At 67.7% G+C, this 15724-nt stretch carries 16 protein-coding genes; 11 read left to right on the top strand and 5 right to left on the bottom strand.

The annotated features are described in order from the left end of the window. Positions 1-19: 19 nt before the first annotated feature. The 11 genes from OQ968_RS03770 to OQ968_RS03720 all read left to right on the top strand — a co-directional run bounded on the left by OQ968_RS03770 (position 20) and on the right by OQ968_RS03720 (position 11537). The gene (locus tag OQ968_RS03770; protein WP_324674753.1) at positions 20-316 is read left to right on the top strand and encodes a WXG100 family type VII secretion target; all 297 of its coding nucleotides are present in this window, start codon (positions 20-22) and stop codon (positions 314-316) included. Between the two features lie 51 nt (positions 317-367). Then, positions 368-652 (top strand): WXG100 family type VII secretion target, encoded by a 285-nt coding sequence (locus OQ968_RS03765; RefSeq protein ID WP_324674751.1) that lies wholly within the window; start codon positions 368-370, stop codon positions 650-652. A gap of 230 nt (positions 653-882) precedes the next feature. Continuing rightward, positions 883-1656, top strand: a complete 774-nt coding sequence (locus tag OQ968_RS03760; protein WP_324674749.1) for a response regulator transcription factor — start codon at positions 883-885, stop codon at positions 1654-1656. Further along, entirely contained in the window at positions 1653-3167 is a 1515-nt protein-coding gene (locus OQ968_RS03755; protein WP_324674747.1) for a HAMP domain-containing sensor histidine kinase, read from the top strand. The genes OQ968_RS03760 and OQ968_RS03755 overlap by 4 nt, the downstream gene beginning before the upstream one ends. Before the next feature lie 183 nt (positions 3168-3350). Next, entirely contained in the window at positions 3351-3434 is an 84-nt protein-coding gene (locus tag OQ968_RS03750) for a potassium ABC transporter ATPase (RefSeq protein ID WP_324675080.1), read from the top strand. Beyond that, positions 3431-3520: a K(+)-transporting ATPase subunit F gene (kdpF, locus tag OQ968_RS03745; protein ID WP_324674745.1), complete on the top strand. Its 90-nt coding sequence runs from the start codon at positions 3431-3433 to the stop codon at positions 3518-3520. The genes OQ968_RS03750 and kdpF overlap by 4 nt, the downstream gene beginning before the upstream one ends. Beyond that, complete coding sequence (gene kdpA / locus OQ968_RS03740; RefSeq protein WP_324674743.1) at positions 3520-5190, top strand: potassium-transporting ATPase subunit KdpA; 1671 nt, start codon at positions 3520-3522, stop codon at positions 5188-5190. Before kdpF ends, kdpA begins: the two co-directional genes overlap by 1 nt. Then, positions 5190-7340: a potassium-transporting ATPase subunit KdpB gene (gene kdpB / locus OQ968_RS03735; RefSeq protein WP_324674741.1), complete on the top strand. Its 2151-nt coding sequence runs from the start codon at positions 5190-5192 to the stop codon at positions 7338-7340. Before kdpA ends, kdpB begins: the two co-directional genes overlap by 1 nt. A 1-nt stretch (position 7341) precedes the next feature. Beyond that, positions 7342-8226 carry a potassium-transporting ATPase subunit C gene (locus tag OQ968_RS03730; RefSeq protein ID WP_324674739.1) on the top strand — a complete coding sequence of 295 codons (885 nt, stop codon included), beginning with the start codon at positions 7342-7344 and terminating at the stop codon, positions 8224-8226. Positions 8227-8292: 66 nt separating this feature from the next. Next, entirely contained in the window at positions 8293-10860 is a 2568-nt protein-coding gene (locus OQ968_RS03725; protein WP_324674737.1) for a sensor histidine kinase KdpD, read from the top strand. Next, complete coding sequence (locus OQ968_RS03720; protein WP_324674735.1) at positions 10857-11537, top strand: response regulator; 681 nt, start codon at positions 10857-10859, stop codon at positions 11535-11537. Before OQ968_RS03725 ends, OQ968_RS03720 begins: the two co-directional genes overlap by 4 nt. A 1-nt stretch (position 11538) precedes the next feature. Here OQ968_RS03720 and OQ968_RS03715 read toward each other — a convergent pair whose 3' ends face one another. From OQ968_RS03715 to OQ968_RS03695, 5 genes are read right to left on the bottom strand one after another with little or no spacing between them, the layout of a single operon-like run. Further along, positions 11539-12483, bottom strand: a complete 945-nt coding sequence (locus OQ968_RS03715) for a Ppx/GppA phosphatase family protein (RefSeq protein ID WP_324674733.1) — start codon at positions 12481-12483, stop codon at positions 11539-11541. Beyond that, positions 12477-12965: a DUF501 domain-containing protein gene (locus OQ968_RS03710; RefSeq protein WP_324674731.1), complete on the bottom strand. Its 489-nt coding sequence runs from the start codon at positions 12963-12965 to the stop codon at positions 12477-12479. Before OQ968_RS03710 ends, OQ968_RS03715 begins: the two co-directional genes overlap by 7 nt. Then, positions 12958-13554, bottom strand: a complete 597-nt coding sequence (locus OQ968_RS03705) for a septum formation initiator family protein (protein ID WP_324674730.1) — start codon at positions 13552-13554, stop codon at positions 12958-12960. The genes OQ968_RS03710 and OQ968_RS03705 overlap by 8 nt, the downstream gene beginning before the upstream one ends. 1 nt (position 13555) lies before the next feature. Continuing rightward, positions 13556-14845 carry a phosphopyruvate hydratase gene (gene eno / locus OQ968_RS03700; protein ID WP_324674728.1) on the bottom strand — a complete coding sequence of 430 codons (1290 nt, stop codon included), beginning with the start codon at positions 14843-14845 and terminating at the stop codon, positions 13556-13558. 44 nt (positions 14846-14889) lie between these two features. After that, positions 14890-15630 (bottom strand): lytic transglycosylase domain-containing protein, encoded by a 741-nt coding sequence (locus tag OQ968_RS03695; protein WP_324674726.1) that lies wholly within the window; start codon positions 15628-15630, stop codon positions 14890-14892. Positions 15631-15724 lie beyond the last annotated feature (94 nt).

Below are 15724 nucleotides of genomic sequence, written 5' to 3'. Positions count from 1 at the left end.
AGACAAGGAGATAGGCAAAATGCCAGCACGTTTTATGACCGACCCGCACGCGATGCGGGCCATGGCGGGCCGCTTTGAGATGCACGCTCAGACGGTGGCCGACGAGGCGCGCAAGATGTGGGCGTCCTCGCAGAACATCGCCGGCGCCGGCTGGAGTGGGCAGGCCCAGGCGACCTCCTACGACACCATGGGCCAGATGAATCAGGCGTTCAACAACATCGTGAACATGCTGCACGGGGTCCGCGACGGGCTGATCCGCGACGCCAACAACTACGAGACCCAAGAGCAGGCCTCGCAGCAGATCCTCAGCCACTAGCCGGGCGAAAACACCTGCCGCTTAACACTTTCCACCAGGAGGACATGAACAATGACGATCAATTACCAGTTCGGCGATGTCGACGCCCACGGGGCGCTGATTCGCGCGCAGGCCGCCTCGCTGGAGGCCGAGCACCAGGCCATCGTTCGCGATGTGATTGCTGCCGGTGACTTCTGGGGTGGCGCCGGTTCGGTGGCCTGCCAGGAGTTCATCACCCAGTTGGGCCGTAACTTCCAGGTGATCTACGAGCAGGCCAACACCCACGGGCAGAAGGTGCAGACCGCTGGCAGCAACATGGCCAGCACCGACAGCGCCGTCGGCTCCAGCTGGGCCTGACACCGCTTGGACACCGGGGCCGCACACCGAGTGGTGTGCGGCCCCGTCGTTTGGGGGTAGCGGCTGGGCCGCGGCATTGTCGAACTCGATGAAACCCGTTCGGGTGCTGCATATTTGAATAACCAAGCCGCTCGTCTCGAATTCCTGGCGGAAACCAGGCCCGCGCCAAGATTTGAGCTTTCTATGAACTCCGTGACAATTCGATATGTGTCTTGCCAGAATGTGGGGACATGACCGCAACGTCCGGATACGCAGGCAGCCAGCGGCCGCGCCAGGCCATCCTTGGACAGCTGCCCAGGATTTACCGCGCCGACGGGTCACCGATACGCGTTTTGCTGGTGGACGACGAGCCGGCGCTGACCAACCTGGTCAAGATGGCGCTGCATTACGAAGGCTGGGTCGTCGAAATCGCCCACAACGGGCGCGAAGCCATGGCGAAGTTCGACAGAGTCACCCCCGACGTGCTGGTCCTCGACATCATGCTGCCGGACGTGGACGGGCTGCGAATTCTGCAGCGGATCCGCGAATCCGATGCCTACACCCCCACGCTGTTTCTCACCGCGCGCGATTCCGTCATGGACCGGGTCACCGGGCTCACCGCGGGCGCAGACGATTACATGACCAAGCCGTTCAGCCTCGAGGAGCTGGTCGCCCGCCTCCGCGGGTTGTTGCGCCGCTCCGGCCAGCTGACCCCGCCCGCCCCCGAGGCCCTCAAGGTCGGCGATCTTCGGATCGACACCGCCAGCCGCGAAGTCAGTCGCGACGGGACGCCGATCTCGCTTTCGTCGACGGAGTTCGAATTGCTTCGCTTCCTCATGCGCAATCCGCGCCGCGCCCTGAGCCGCGCCGAGATCCTGGACCGGGTCTGGAACTACGACTTCGCGGGACGCACCAGCATCGTCGACCTGTACATCTCTTACCTGAGAAAGAAGATCGACTCCGGCAAGGAGCCGATGATCCACACCGTGCGCGGTGTCGGATACATGCTGCGGCCACCGGAATGACGCCGGAGCGCAATACGCCCCGGTGGTTCCCCCGGTCGTTACGGCGCCAATTGCTCGTCGGCGTATTAGCCGTTGTCACAGTGGTATTGGTGACGGTCGGCGTCGTCTCGGTGCTGAGCCTGCGCGGCTATGTCACCACGATGAACGACGCCGAGGTCGCCAAGTCCCTGCACGCGTTCGACAATTCCTACACCAGATACCGCAACGCCGACCACACTTGGGTGCACAGGGGCACTCCCCCGGTGTCGCAGGCGTTACTGGAGTTCACCGGGCAAACCCCGGGAAACCTCATCGCCGTGTTGCACGACGGCGTCGTGATCGGCTCGGCGGTCTTCTCCGAAGACGAACCGCGACCCGCGCCGGCCGACGTCGTCCGCGCCATCGAGGGGCAAAGGTGGTATGACGGTCCGCCACATAGCGAAACCCTCGGCAGCCTTGGCTCCTACCGGGTCGACTGCCTCATCGACGGACCCGACATCCTGGTCGTCGGGGTGCCACTGAACCTCGCCAACCGGATCATCGCGCGCAAGAACATCACCACCACAGCGCTTATCACCGCCGCCCTGATCGTCACCGCGGGGCTCACCATGTGGGTGGTCGGCTACACCCTGCGCCCGCTGCGCCGGGTCGCGGCGACCGCCGCCGAAGTCGCCGCGATGCCGCTCACCGACGACGACCACCGGATCAGCGTCCGGGTTCGGCCGGAGGACACCGACCCGGACAACGAGGTCGGCATCGTCGGGCACACGCTGAATCGGTTGCTGGACAACGTGGATAGTGCGCTGGCGCTTCGCGCCGAATCCGATTTGCGCATGCGGCAATTCATCACCGACGCCAGCCACGAGCTGCGAACCCCGCTGGCGGCGATTCAGGGCTACGCCGAGCTGACCCGCCAGGACAGCTCGGCGCTGCCACCGACCACCGAATACGCGCTGGCCCGCATCGAGTCGGAGGCGCGGCGCATGACGTTGCTCGTCGACGAGCTGCTGCTGCTCTCGCGCCTAGGCGAGGGCGAAGACCTGCAGAACGACGACGTCGACCTGGCCGACCTGGTCATCAACGCGGTGAACGACGCGGCGGTCGCGGCGCCGACACACCAGTGGGTCAAAGACCTGCCCGAGGAGCCGGTTTGGGTCCGCGGGGATCCTGACCGGCTGCACCAGCTGGTCAGCAATCTGCTCAGCAACGCGCGGTTGCACACTCCGCCGGGAGTCACGGTCACCACCGCGATCACCTGCCACCGCGCAGGCGCCGAAGGGGCCTATGCGGAACTGACCGTCGCCGACGACGGGCCCGGCATCGACGCGGACCTGCTGCCCCGGCTGTTCGAGCGCTTCGTCCGCGCGGACACGTCGCGGTCCGACGGCTCCGGCATCGGGCTCGGGCTGGCCATCGTGAGCTCGATCGTCAAGGCGCATCACGGCACGGTCACCGCCGAATCCGCCGATGGCCGAACGGTGTTTCGGGTGCGGCTGCCGCTGATCGACAGCCCGACCACGCACAGCGGCTGACCCGCGAGTGGGCGTAAAGAAACCGTAAAGGTGCACCGCGACGCCGTTAGGAAAGTATCAACCAAACGGCCCATCCGGCCGACCCCGCCTAATTTCAAGCTGACATTGCCTCCGGGGACCGCGCTGCAGCGGACTCGACGAGGTCCTTTCGTATGCACGCGATCGGCGCGGAACGGAGACAAGATGGGCGTGTTGGTATACATCGTCCTAACGGTGGCGATATTCGCCGCGCTCGGCCTGGCGCAGAAGCTGGTCGAGCGGCTGTGAACTACGAAAACATCGTCGGCTTGGCGCTTTCCATCCTGCTCGCGGTGTATCTCGCCGGCGCCCTGCTGTTCCCGGAGAGGTTCTAGTGAGTGCAACGGCTGCGGGAATCATCTTCCTCGTCGTTCTCGTCGCGGCACTTGTCGTGGTGCATGTTCCCTTGGGCGACTACATGTATCGCGTGTACACGTCGCAGAAGGACCTGAAGGTCGAGCGGGTGATCTACCGGCTGATCGGTGTCGATCGCCGCTCGGAGCAGACGTGGGGCGCATACGCGCGCAGCGTGTTGGCGTTCTCCTCGATCAGCATCCTCGTTCTGTTCGTGTTGCAGCTCGTGCAGGACAAGTTGCCGTTGCACCTGCACGATCCGGCCACCAAGATGACGCCGGGCCTGGCGTGGAACACCGCGGTCAGCTTCGCCACCAACACCAACTGGCAGGCGTACTCCGGCGAGTCGACGCAGGGCCACCTGGTGCAGATGGCCGGGCTGGCGGTGCAGAACTTCGTCTCGGCCGCCGTCGGCATAGCCGTGGCGATGGCGCTGGTGCGCGGGTTCGTCCGCCGGCGCACCGGAGATCTCGGGAACTTCTGGGTCGACCTGGTGCGCGGGACGCTGCGAATCCTGTTGCCCATGGCGATCATTGGCGCGATCGTGCTGGTTGCGGGTGGGGCGATCCAGAACTTCCATCTGAACGATCAGGCCGTCACCACGCTGGGCGGCGCCCAGCAGACGATCACCGGCGGCCCGGTGGCCAGCCAGGAGGTGATCAAGGAGCTCGGCACCAACGGCGGCGGGTTCTACAACGCGAACTCGGCGCACCCGTTCGAGAACCCGACGACGTGGACCAACTGGGTGGAGATCTTCCTGCTGCTGGTGATCAGCTTCTCGCTACCGCGCACGTTCGGGCGCATGGTGGGCAGCACCAAGCAGGGCTACGCCATCGCTTCGATCATGGCGACGCTGTACGCGATCAGCGTGTCGTTCATGCTGTGGTTCCAGCTGCAGCACCACGGCACGGTACCGACCTCCGTCGGCGCGGCCATGGAGGGAGTCGAACAGCGATTCGGCATCGCCGACTCCGCGGTGTTCGCCGACTCCACGACGCTCACCTCCACCGGGGCCGTCGACTCGTTCCACGACTCCTACACCAGCCTCGGCGGCATGATCACCATGTTCAACATGCAGCTCGGCGAGGTCGCCCCCGGCGGCACCGGCTCGGGCCTCTACGGCATGTTGATCCTGGCGGTGATCACCGTCTTCGTCGCCGGGCTGATGGTCGGGCGGACACCCGAATACCTCGGCAAGAAGATCAATCCCCGCGAAATCAAGCTTGCCACAAGCTATTTCCTGGTCACGCCGCTGATCGTGCTGACCGGCAGCGCGGTGGCGATGGCGCTCCCGGGCGAACGCGCCGGGATGCTGAACACCGGCCCGCACGGGCTGTCGGAGGTCCTGTACGCCTTCACCTCCGCGGCGAACAACAACGGTTCGGCGTTCGCCGGAATCAGCGTCAACACCAACTGGTGGAACACCGCCCTGGGGCTGGCCATGGTCTTCGGTAGGTTCCTGCCAATCGTGCTGGTGCTCGCGCTGGCGGGCTCGCTCGCCAGACAGGGCGTCACCCCGGAATCGGCCGGAACGCTGCCCACTCACCGGCCGCAGTTCGTCGGAATGGTCGCCGGCGTCACGGTGATCCTCGTTGCCCTCACGTTCCTGCCCATGCTCGCGCTTGGGCCTCTCGCCGAAGGAATTCACTGATGACCGCGACTGCCGTCGACTCGTCCGAGCAGACGCAGGCCCCGACAACCACTGGCACGAAACGGGTTCAGGGCGGCCTGCTCGATCCGAAGATGCTGTGGAGGTCGACGCCGGACGCGCTGCGCAAACTCAACCCCCGCACGCTGTGGCGCAACCCGGTGATGTTCATCGTCGAGATCGGCGCCGTGTGGAGCACCGTGTTGGCGATCATCGGCCCGACATGGTTCGCGTGGTTGACCGTGGCCTGGCTCTGGCTGACGGTACTGTTTGCGAACCTCGCCGAAGCGGTGGCCGAAGGGCGTGGCAAGGCCCAGGCCGAAACGCTGCGTCGGGCCAAGAGTCACACCGTGGCGCGACGACTCAAGAACTGGGAACCGGGCGCACCCGCCATCGAGGAGGAAGTCGCGGCGGCGCTGCTGCAGCAGGGCGACGTCGTCGTCGTCGAAGCAGGCCAGGTGATACCGGGCGACGGCGACGTGGTGGAAGGCATTGCTTCCGTTGATGAATCGGCGATCACCGGCGAGTCGGCGCCGGTGATCCGCGAGTCCGGCGGCGACCGCTCGGCGGTCACCGGCGGCACCACCGTGCTGAGCGACCGGATCGTCGTGCGGATCACCCAAAAGCCGGGAGAAAGCTTCATCGACCGGATGATCGCGCTCGTCGAGGGGGCCAACCGGCAGAAAACGCCCAACGAGATCGCGCTGAACATCCTGTTGGCCGCGCTGACGGTCATCTTCGTGTTCGCCGTCGCCACCCTGCAGCCGCTGGCGATCTACTCCAAGATGAACAACCCGGGCGTCGCGGATACCCAGGCGCTCAACGTGAATGGCGTCACCGGAATCGTGATGGTGTCGCTGCTGGTGTGCCTGATCCCGACGACGATCGGCGCGCTGCTGTCGGCAATCGGCATCGCCGGCATGGACCGGCTGGTGCAACGCAACGTGCTCGCCATGTCCGGACGCGCGGTCGAGGCCGCGGGTGACGTCAACACCCTGCTGCTCGACAAGACGGGCACCATCACGCTGGGCAACCGGCAGGCCGCGGCCTTCGTCCCCCTGGACGGAGTCGCCGACGAGCAACTCGCCGACGCCGCACAGTTGTCCAGCCTCGCCGACGAAACACCGGAGGGGCGTTCGGTTGTCGTGTTCGCCAAGCAGCACTTCGGGCTGCGCGCGCGCACCCCGGGCGAGCTCTCGCAAGCCCACTGGGTCGCCTTTTCCGCCGCCACCCGGATGTCGGGCGTCGACCTCGACGGGCACCAGCTGCGCAAGGGCGCGGCCAGCTCCGTCGCGGAATGGGTGCGCGCCCAGGGCGGCAAGGTTCCCCTGCAGCTCGGCGAGATCGTCGACGGCATCTCGGCCGGCGGCGGCACCCCCTTGGTCGTCGGCGAATCCCTCAATGGCGAGGCGGCCGTGCTCGGCGTCATCCACCTCAAGGACGTCGTCAAGCAGGGCATGCGCGACCGCTTCGACGAGATGCGGAAGATGGGCATCCGCACGGTGATGATCACCGGGGATAACCCCTTGACCGCCAAGGCGATTGCCGACGAGGCCGGTGTCGACGACTTCCTCGCGGAGGCCACGCCGGAGGACAAGCTCGCGCTGATCAAACGCGAGCAGGAAGGCGGCAAGCTGGTCGCGATGACCGGCGACGGCACCAACGACGCGCCGGCGCTCGCTCAGGCCGACGTGGGCGTGGCGATGAACACCGGCACCTCGGCGGCCAAAGAGGCCGGCAACATGGTCGACCTCGACTCCGACCCCACCAAGCTCATCGAGATCGTCGAGATCGGCAAGCAGCTGTTGATCACCCGGGGAGCGCTGACCACCTTCTCGATCGCCAACGACATCGCCAAGTACTTCGCGATCATCCCGGCGATGTTCGTCGCGCTGTTCCCCGGGCTGGACCTGCTCAACATCATGCGGTTGCACAGCCCTCAGTCGGCAATCCTGTCGGCGGTGATCTTCAACGCCGTCATCATCGTCGCGCTGATCCCGTTGTCGTTGCGCGGGGTGCGCTACACGCCGAGCAGCGCGTCAAAACTGTTGAGCCGCAACCTCTACATCTATGGTCTGGGCGGCATCGTCGCGCCGTTCATCGGTATCAAGCTGATCGACTTGGTCGTCCAATTCGTTCCGGGGATGTCCTGACATGAAGTTCTCGAATTTCGTCCGCATGCACTGGGCGGCGTTGCGCGCGCTGCTGGTGCTGACGGTGATCACCGGTATCGCCTATCCGCTGTTCGTCTGGCTCGTCGCGCAGCTGCCCGGACTGCACGACAAGGCCGAGGGGTCGATGCTGTCCGCCAACGGCAAGCCGGTCGGCAGCCGGCTGATCGGCCAGCTGTTCACCGACAAGGACGGCAATCCGCGGCCGCAGTACTTCCAGAGCCGCCCCTCGGCGGCCGGCAACGGCTACGACCCGACTTCGTCGGGCGCGAGCAACCTCGGACCGGAAAGCGTGGTCGACGTTCCCGGCGATCCGGCCAAGCCGAGCCTGCTGACGCAGGTGTGTTCGCGCAGCGCCTCGATCGGTCGGCTCGAAGGGGTCGACGGATCGCGCCCGTTCTGCACCGGCGGCGGCGTCGGCGCCGTTTTGTCGGTGATCGGGCCCCGCGACTCACGCGGCTACGTCACCCACCCGACCCGGGTCGTCAGCGTCAACGAGCCGTGCGGCACGACACACCAGCCCTTCCTGGACTTCTACGAGGGCGTCCGTGTCGAGTGCGCCAGGGACGGCGAGGACTACACGATCGGCCGGATCGTGCCCATCCGCGGGACCGCGCCCGCCGACCCGGCCGTGCCTGCCGACGCCGTCACCGCCAGCGGCAGCGGGCTCGACCCGGACATCTCCCCGGCGTACGCCGATATCCAGGTCGCCCGGGTGGCCAGGGCCCGGCACGTCGGTCCGGACCAGATACGTGCGGTGGTGGCGCACTACAGCCGCGGCCGCGACCTCGGGATTTTCGGCGAGCCGGCGGTGAACGTGCTGCAGCTCAACCTCCAACTGGATCAGCAGTATCCGGTCTCGGGCTAGCGCCCGCCCGGCGACGGCGAGCGCCGGAACGGGGCGAGCAAGGAGCCGGGCCATCGAGATTGGGGGATGATGGTTGACGTGAGCGAGACCGACCACCGTCCCAAACGCGGGGAGCTGCGCATCTATCTCGGTGCGGCGCCGGGTGTCGGCAAAACCTACGCGATGCTCGGCGAAGCCCATCGGCGGTTGGAACGCGGCACCGACGTGGTCGCGGCCGTCGTCGAGACCCACGGGCGAGCGAAAACCGCTGAGCTGATTGAAGGCATCGAGGTCGTCCCGCCACGCTACATCGAATATCGCGGTGGCCGCTTCCCGGAACTCTACGTGCCCGCCGTGCTGGCGCGGCATCCGCAGGTGGTGCTGGTCGACGAACTCGCCCACACCAACACGCCGGGCAGCAAGAACGAAAAACGGTGGCAGGATGTCGCGGAACTGCTCGACGCTGGCATCACGGTGATCTCCACGGTCAACATCCAGCACCTGGAAAGCCTCAACGACGTCGTCGCCCAGATCACCGGTATCGAACAGCAGGAAACGATTCCGGATTCGATCGTGCGCCAGGCCTCGCAGGTCGAACTCATCGATATCACCCCGGAGGCGTTGCGCCGCAGGCTATCCCACGGAAACGTCTATGCGCCGGAAAGGATCGACGCGGCGCTGTCGAACTACTTCCGCCGCGGAAACCTAACGGCATTAAGGGAATTGGCGCTGCTGTGGCTGGCCGACCAGGTGGACACCGCGCTGGCCAAGTACCGCGCGGAGAACAAAATCACCGACCTGTGGGAGGCGCGCGAGCGGGTGGTGGTGGCGGTCACCGGTGGCCCGGAGTCGGAGACGTTGGTGCGGCGCGCATCCCGGATCGCGTCCAAGTCCAGCGCCGAGCTGATGGTCGTGCATGTCATCCGCGGTGACGGGCTGGCCGGCGTGTCCGACCGCAAGATGACCAAGATTCGCGAGCTGGCAAGCAGCCTGGACGCCTCCCTGCACACCGTGGTCGGTGACGACGTGCCCACCGCCCTACTCGATTTCGCCCGCGAGAACAACGCCACCCAGCTGGTGATAGGAACGTCGCGCCGGCCCCGCTGGGCCCGCCTCTTCGAGGAGGGGATCGGCGCGACCATTGTGCAGCGGTCCGGCAAGATCGACGTGCACATCGTCACCCATGACGAATCCAACCGCGGCTTCCACATCGGGTCGCTCGCGCCCCACGAGCGACGCGTCGCGTCCTGGCTGGCGGCGTTCGTCATACCCTCGGCCATCTGCGCGGTGACGGTCACCACGCTGGACCGCTACCTGGACACCGGCGGCGAGAGCGCGTTGTTCTTCGTGGGCGTGCTGCTGGTCGGCCTGCTGGGAGGCGTTGCCCCGGCGGCACTTTCGGCGGTGCTGTCCGGGTTGCTGCTGAACTACTTTCTGATAGCCCCGCGGCACAGCTTCACAATCGCCGAACCCAACAGCGCCATCACCGAGTTGGTGCTGCTGCTGATCGCGGTCGCGGTCGCGGTCCTGGTGAACTTCGCCGCCAACCGCGCCCGGGAAGCGCGGCGCGCCTCCCAGGAGGCCGAGCTGCTGACGCTGTTCGCCGGATCGGTGCTGCGCGGCGCCGACCTCGAAACGCTGCTCGAACGCGTGCGGGAGACCTACTCGCAGCGCGCGGTCAGCATGCTGCGGGAGCCGGGCGAGGAAGACCGCGCCGCCGGGAAGAAGAGCTACGTCGTCGCCTGCGTGGGCAAAGATCCTTGTGTGAGCGTCGATTCCGCTGACACCGCGATCGAGGTCGGCGACGACGAGTTCTGGATGCTGATGGCCGGCCGGAAGCTCTCGGCCCGCGACCGCCGGGTGCTCACCGCGGTGGCCAAGCAAGCGGCGGGTCTTATCCGGCAGCGCGAACTGGCCGAGGAGGCCAGCCGGACCGAGGCGATCGTGCGGGCCGACGAGCTGCGCCGCTCGCTGCTCTCGGCGGTCAGCCACGATCTGCGCACGCCGCTGGCCGCGGCCAAGGTCGCGGTGTCCAGCCTGCGCGCCGAGGACGTCGCCTTCTCGGCCGAGGACACCGCCGAGTTGCTGGCCACCATCGAGGAGTCCATCGACCAGCTGACCGCGTTGGTCGGCAACCTGCTCGATTCCTCGCGCCTGGCCGCGGGTGCGGTTCGCCCGGATCTGCACCGGGTCTATCTCGAGGAGACGGTGCAACGCGCGCTGGTCAGCATTGGCAAGGGCGCCACCGGCTTTTACCAACCCGCGATCGACCGCGTCAAGGTCGACGTCGGTGACGCCGTCGTGATGGCCGACGCCGGGCTACTGGAACGGGTCCTTGCCAACCTGATCGACAACGCGCTGCGGTACGCGCCCAACAGCATCGTGCGGGTCAACGCGGGCCGGGTCGGCGATCGCGTCCTGATCAACGTCATCGACGAGGGCCCCGGGATCCCGCACGGGGTCGAGGATCAAGTCTTCGAGGCGTTTCAGCGGCTGGGCGATCACGACAACACCACCGGGGTGGGTCTGGGGATGTCGGTGGCGCGCGGCTTCGTCGAGGCCATGGGCGGCACCATCGCGGCCAGCGACACCCCGGGCGGCGGGCTCACCGTCGTGGTGGAACTGGCCGCCCCGCAACAGGTTGGCGCGCGATGACCCGGGTGCTGGTGATCGACGACGAGCCGCACATCCTGCGGGCGCTGCGAATCAACCTGTCCGTGCGCGGCTACGAGGTCATCACGGCCTCGACCGGCGCCGGTGCGCTGCGTGCCGCCGCCGAGCACAAGCCCGACGTGGTGATCCTCGACCTCGGCCTGCCCGACATCTCGGGCATCGAGGTGCTCGGGGGTCTGCGCGGCTGGCTTTCGGCGCCGGTGATCGTGTTGTCGGCCCGCACCGATTCGTCGGACAAGGTCGAGGCGCTGGACGCCGGCGCCGACGACTACGTCACGAAACCGTTTGGGATGGACGAGTTCCTGGCCCGGCTGCGCGCCGCGGTCCGCCGCAATGCGGCCGCGTCCGAAATGGACCAGCCGGTGATCGAGACCGACGCGTTCACCGTCGACCTGGCCGCCAAGAAGGTCACCAAGGACGGCGTCGAAGTGCACCTGACCCCGACCGAATGGGGCATGCTCGAGGTGCTGGTCCGCAATCGCGGCAAGTTGGTCGGCCGCGAGGAGCTGCTCAAGGAGGTGTGGGGTCCGGCGTACGCCACCGAAACCCATTATCTGCGAGTGTATTTGGCGCAGCTGCGGCGCAAGCTGGAGGACGATCCGTCTCATCCCAAACACTTGCTGACGGAATCGGGTATGGGCTACCGCTTCGAGGCGTGACTCAACCGGCGATCGACAGCACGATGCCGTCCAGGATGTCGTGTTCGCTGACGGTCAGCTCGTCGATGCCGGCCCTGGCGCGCAGCTCGCGCGCCATTTCCTCGACCACGATCGCCCCGCCCCCGATCACGTCGGCGCGGCCCTCGTGCATCGGCGGCAACGCCGCACGCTGGGATCGCGTCATGCCGATCAGCCGCTCGCAGACGGCCAGCAGGTCTTTGCCGTCGACGCGCGAAAGGTGAATCGCCGCAGCATCATACGTCGTCATACCGTGGGCCAGCGCGGACAGCGTCGTCATCGTCCCGGCCAGCCCGACCCAGGTCCGGGCCCCTTCGACGGGCACCGCCCGCAGCGCGACGTCGAGCCGCTCGCGCACCACCTCGCGGGCCGCCGCCACCTCCTCCGGTGTCGGCGGGTCCGAGTGCAGGCAGCGTTCGGTCAGCCGGACACAACCGATGTCGGCCGAGTGGCTTGCGGTCACCGCGTCGCCGCCAACGACGATCTCGGTCGAGCCACCACCCAGGTCTACAACCACGAAAGGCCCTCGCGCGCTGTCCAATTCGCCGACTGCACCGCGGAACGACAGCTCGGCCTCTTCGGCGCCGGTGATCACCTCGGCAACCGCGCCGGGCAGCACCGCGCCCAGCACGTCGGCCGTCATCGCGAAGAAGTCATCACGATTGGCGACGTCGCGGGCGGCCGACGTGGCCACCATCCGGACCCGCTCGACGCCGTGCGTCCTCAGCAGGGCGGTGTAGTCGGCCAGCGCGGCCGCGGTTCGGTCGAGCGCGTCCGGCGCGAACCGGCCGGTCGCGTCGACACCCTGCCCGAGCCGCACGATCCGCGTCTCGCGATGCACGTCGCGCAGCCGGCCCGCGTCGACGTCGGCGATCAGCAACCGAATCGAGTTGGTGCCGCAGTCGATTCCCGCGAGCCTGCTCACCACTGCCCCGCCACCAAGACCGGCGCCATCCCGGGCTCGCCGGCCAGGATCGCCAACGCCTCATCGCCGAGCGGGTTCACCCCCGGGCCCTTGGCCAGCGAATGCGCGATCAGCACGTGCAGGCACTTGACCCGGTCCGGCATGCCCCCGGCGGAAAACGTGGTGCCCAGCGGCTCGATCGCGTCACGCTCGGCCAGATACGACTCGTGCGCCCGCCGATACGCCGCCGCCAGCTCCGGGTCGCGGCGCAACCTCTCGGTCATCTCGCGCATCAGCCCCGTGGTCTCCAGCCTGCTCGCGGCCGCGGTGAGCACCGGGTGGGTTAGGTAGTACAACGTCGGAAACGGGGTGCCGTCAGGCAGTTTCGGCGCCGTCTTCACCACGCCGGGTTCGCCGTTGGGGCAGCGGTAGGCGATCTCCAGCACCCCGCGCGGCTCGCGACCGAGCTGGCGCGCCACCGCTTCCAGGTCCGCACGATCAACCACCGGGAGCCGTGGGGGTGGGCGACGGGGCGTTCGACGGCGGCAGGTGCGGGGCGTCGGCGATCGTATGCCACAGCGCGGTGTACCACGGGTCGCTGCTGGCGGGTTTGGCCGTATCAGACCCGGGCTGCGGGGTCGCAGCCGACGGCGGCAGCTGAACCTGGAACGGGATGTCCCCCGGCTTCACGAAGCCGAGGCGCTCGCGGGCCTGCGCCGCGATGTAGGCCGGGTCACCGAGCTTGACCTTCTTCTGCTCGAGCTCGGCGATCTGGCGCCGCAACGCGGCCTCGCTGGCGGCCAGCTGACTCATCTCGGTGCGCTGCGCGAAGTAGGTGCGCACCGGGCCCGCGATCGTCAGCGTCAGCACGCAGATGACTGCGGCGAGCACCGCCGCCCGCCGTGCGGTGAACCCCAGGCGCTGGTCCGACCGTTGCTCGACGGATTCGGCGAGCTGCCGCTTGATGGGTTCGACGACGTGCTCACGCAGCGTGGCCCTGGAGGTCCCGGTGGAGCGGCGGCGCCGACCCGAATCGCCGGCCTTCCCCGGGCGCGATGCTGGGGAACGCCGCTTCGGATCGGGCTTGGCGGCCAAGCTATTTGGCCTCCAGCGCGAACCGCGGGAAGGCCAGGTCGCCAGCGTAGCGGGCGGCGTCGCCGAGCGCCTCCTCGATGCGCAGCAGCTGATTGTATTTGGCGACGCGCTCGCTTCGGGCCGGCGCGCCCGTCTTGATCTGACCGCTGCCGACCGCCACCGCCAGGTCGGCGATCGAGGTGTCCTCGGTCTCGCCGCTGCGGTGGCTCATCATGGTGCGGTATCCGCTGTGGTGCGCCAGCACGACGGCGTCCAGCGTCTCGGTCAGCGTACCGATTTGGTTCACCTTGACCAGCAACGCGTTTGCCACGCCCTTTTCGATGCCCTCCTCGAGGCGCTCGGGGTTGGTGACGAAGATGTCGTCGCCGACGATCTGCACCCGCTCGCCGATCGACGCCGTTAGGGCCGCCCAGCCGTCCCAATCATCCTCGGAGAGCGGGTCTTCGATGGACACCAGCGGGTAGGAGCCGAGCAGGCCGGCATAGAACTCGGTCATCTGCTCGGCGCTGCGGGTGCTGCCCTCGAAGGCGTAGCCGGTGCCGTCGGTGTAGAACTCGGTGGCCGCAGCGTCGAGGGCCAGGGCCACGTCGACGCCGGGTTTCAGGCCCGCCGAGTCGATGGCCGTGCTGATCAGGTCCAGCGCCGCGGTGGTGCCGGCCACGTCGGGGGCGAAGCCGCCCTCGTCGCCCAGGCCGGTGCTCAGTCCCTGCTTCTTCAGCACCGACTTGAGCGCGTGGTACACCTCCGCACCCCAGCGCAGCGCCTCGCCGAAGCTGGGCGCGCCGATGGGCGCCACCATGAATTCCTGGATGTCGACGGCGGTGTCGGCGTGCGCGCCGCCGTTGAGGATGTTCATCATCGGCACCGGCAAGATGTGCGCATTCGGCCCGCCGAGATAGCGAAAAAGCGGCAGCTCGGCGGAATCGGCGGCCGCCTTGGCGACGGCGAGCGAGACGCCCAGGATCGCGTTGCCGCCGAGCCGGGACTTGTCCGGGGTGCCGTCGAGGTCCACCAGCGCCTGGTCGACCAACCGCTGATCGTCGGCGTTGAGGCCGATCACGGCCGGGCCGATCTCGTCCAGCACGGCCTGCACCGCCTTCTGCACGCCCTTGCCGCCGTAACGCTCGCCGCCGTCGCGCAGCTCGACCGCCTCGTGCTCCCCGGTCGACGCGCCGGACGGCACTGCCGCGCGGGCAAACGTCCCGTCGATCAGAGCTATCTCGACCTCGACCGTCGGGTTACCGCGAGAATCGAGGATCTCGCGGGCCCCGACCTGCTCGATAATCGGCACTGGGTTCTCCTTGTCGTAACTGGCGCCGTCAGCGATACATCCTGCTACAGCGGGTGGCCCGCGGCGTAGGCGGTCGCCCAGTCCCGGACGGCCCGCGCGTAGATGCCGGAGTTGTTGTAGGCGCGCAGCGCGGTGATCCAGCCCCGGGGGGTAGCGAGATCCTTTCCGCGCCAACACAAATAGCCCGCCGCCGAGAGCGCCGCGTCGTCGATGTTGTCGGGACTGAGACGGCCGTCGTTGTGGGCGTCGACCCCGTACAACCGCCACGTCTCCGGGATGAACTGCATCGGCCCCATCGCGCGCACCACCCCGACACCGCGATCCGAACCGTCGGCGACGTCTTCCTCGCTGTCGACGATCCGCAGCGTGCCGCCGCTGCCGTCCAGCCGAACACCCCGAATCGGGGGACTCACATCGCCGTTGGGCGCCAGAGTCGCGCCCCGGTACGTGCCGTGATGGCTCTCGACCTGCCCGATGCCCGCCAGCGTGGTCCACGCGATGTGGCACTTCGGGTTCTCCACCTCGGCGACCCGGGCGGCATACGCATAGGCCTCCAGCGCGATGACCGGAATCTCGAGCCCCGCCGACCGTTGCTGCGCCCACTCCCGCAACTGGTCCGCGGGCCGGCCGCTGGCGTGGGTGTCCACCGGCGGCACCGCATCCCCGGCCGGGGGCGGCACGCCGTCGGGGATGAAAAGGCTGAGCTGCCAGGTACAGCTGGACGCCATGAGCATCGCGGTCGCGCCGATCACAGCGGCCGCGCGCAACCAACGCCTCGGCGACACCACGCTCCCCTTAAGTTCCCTACGTCAACTTCGCCACCACCATCGTCCCATGAGTTTCGGGACTGCCCGGTCGGTTGGGGGCCCCACCGCAGCG

The organism is Mycobacterium sp. 663a-19, assembly GCF_035616495.1.
In the GTDB taxonomy this organism is placed as follows: Bacteria; Actinomycetota; Actinomycetes; order Mycobacteriales; family Mycobacteriaceae; genus Mycobacterium.
The sequence above is the reverse complement of the archived record's forward strand: the minus strand, read 5'-3'. Positions and strand labels throughout refer to the sequence as shown.

Bases quoted from the DNA above. Each gene is read 5' to 3' on its own strand.
- OQ968_RS03770 (WP_324674753.1), top strand. From the start codon at position 20: ATGCCAGCACGTTTTATGACCGACCCGCACGCGATGCGGGCCATGGCG.
- OQ968_RS03765 (WP_324674751.1), top strand. From the start codon at position 368: ATGACGATCAATTACCAGTTCGGCGATGTCGACGCCCACGGGGCGCTG.
- OQ968_RS03760 (WP_324674749.1), top strand. From the start codon at position 883: ATGACCGCAACGTCCGGATACGCAGGCAGCCAGCGGCCGCGCCAGGCC.
- OQ968_RS03755 (WP_324674747.1), top strand. From the start codon at position 1,653: ATGACGCCGGAGCGCAATACGCCCCGGTGGTTCCCCCGGTCGTTACGG.
- OQ968_RS03750 (WP_324675080.1), top strand. From the start codon at position 3,351: ATGGGCGTGTTGGTATACATCGTCCTAACGGTGGCGATATTCGCCGCG.
- kdpB (WP_324674741.1), top strand. From the start codon at position 5,190: ATGACCGCGACTGCCGTCGACTCGTCCGAGCAGACGCAGGCCCCGACA.
- OQ968_RS03730 (WP_324674739.1), top strand. From the start codon at position 7,342: ATGAAGTTCTCGAATTTCGTCCGCATGCACTGGGCGGCGTTGCGCGCG.
- OQ968_RS03725 (WP_324674737.1), top strand. From the start codon at position 8,293: ATGATGGTTGACGTGAGCGAGACCGACCACCGTCCCAAACGCGGGGAG.
- OQ968_RS03720 (WP_324674735.1), top strand. From the start codon at position 10,857: ATGACCCGGGTGCTGGTGATCGACGACGAGCCGCACATCCTGCGGGCG.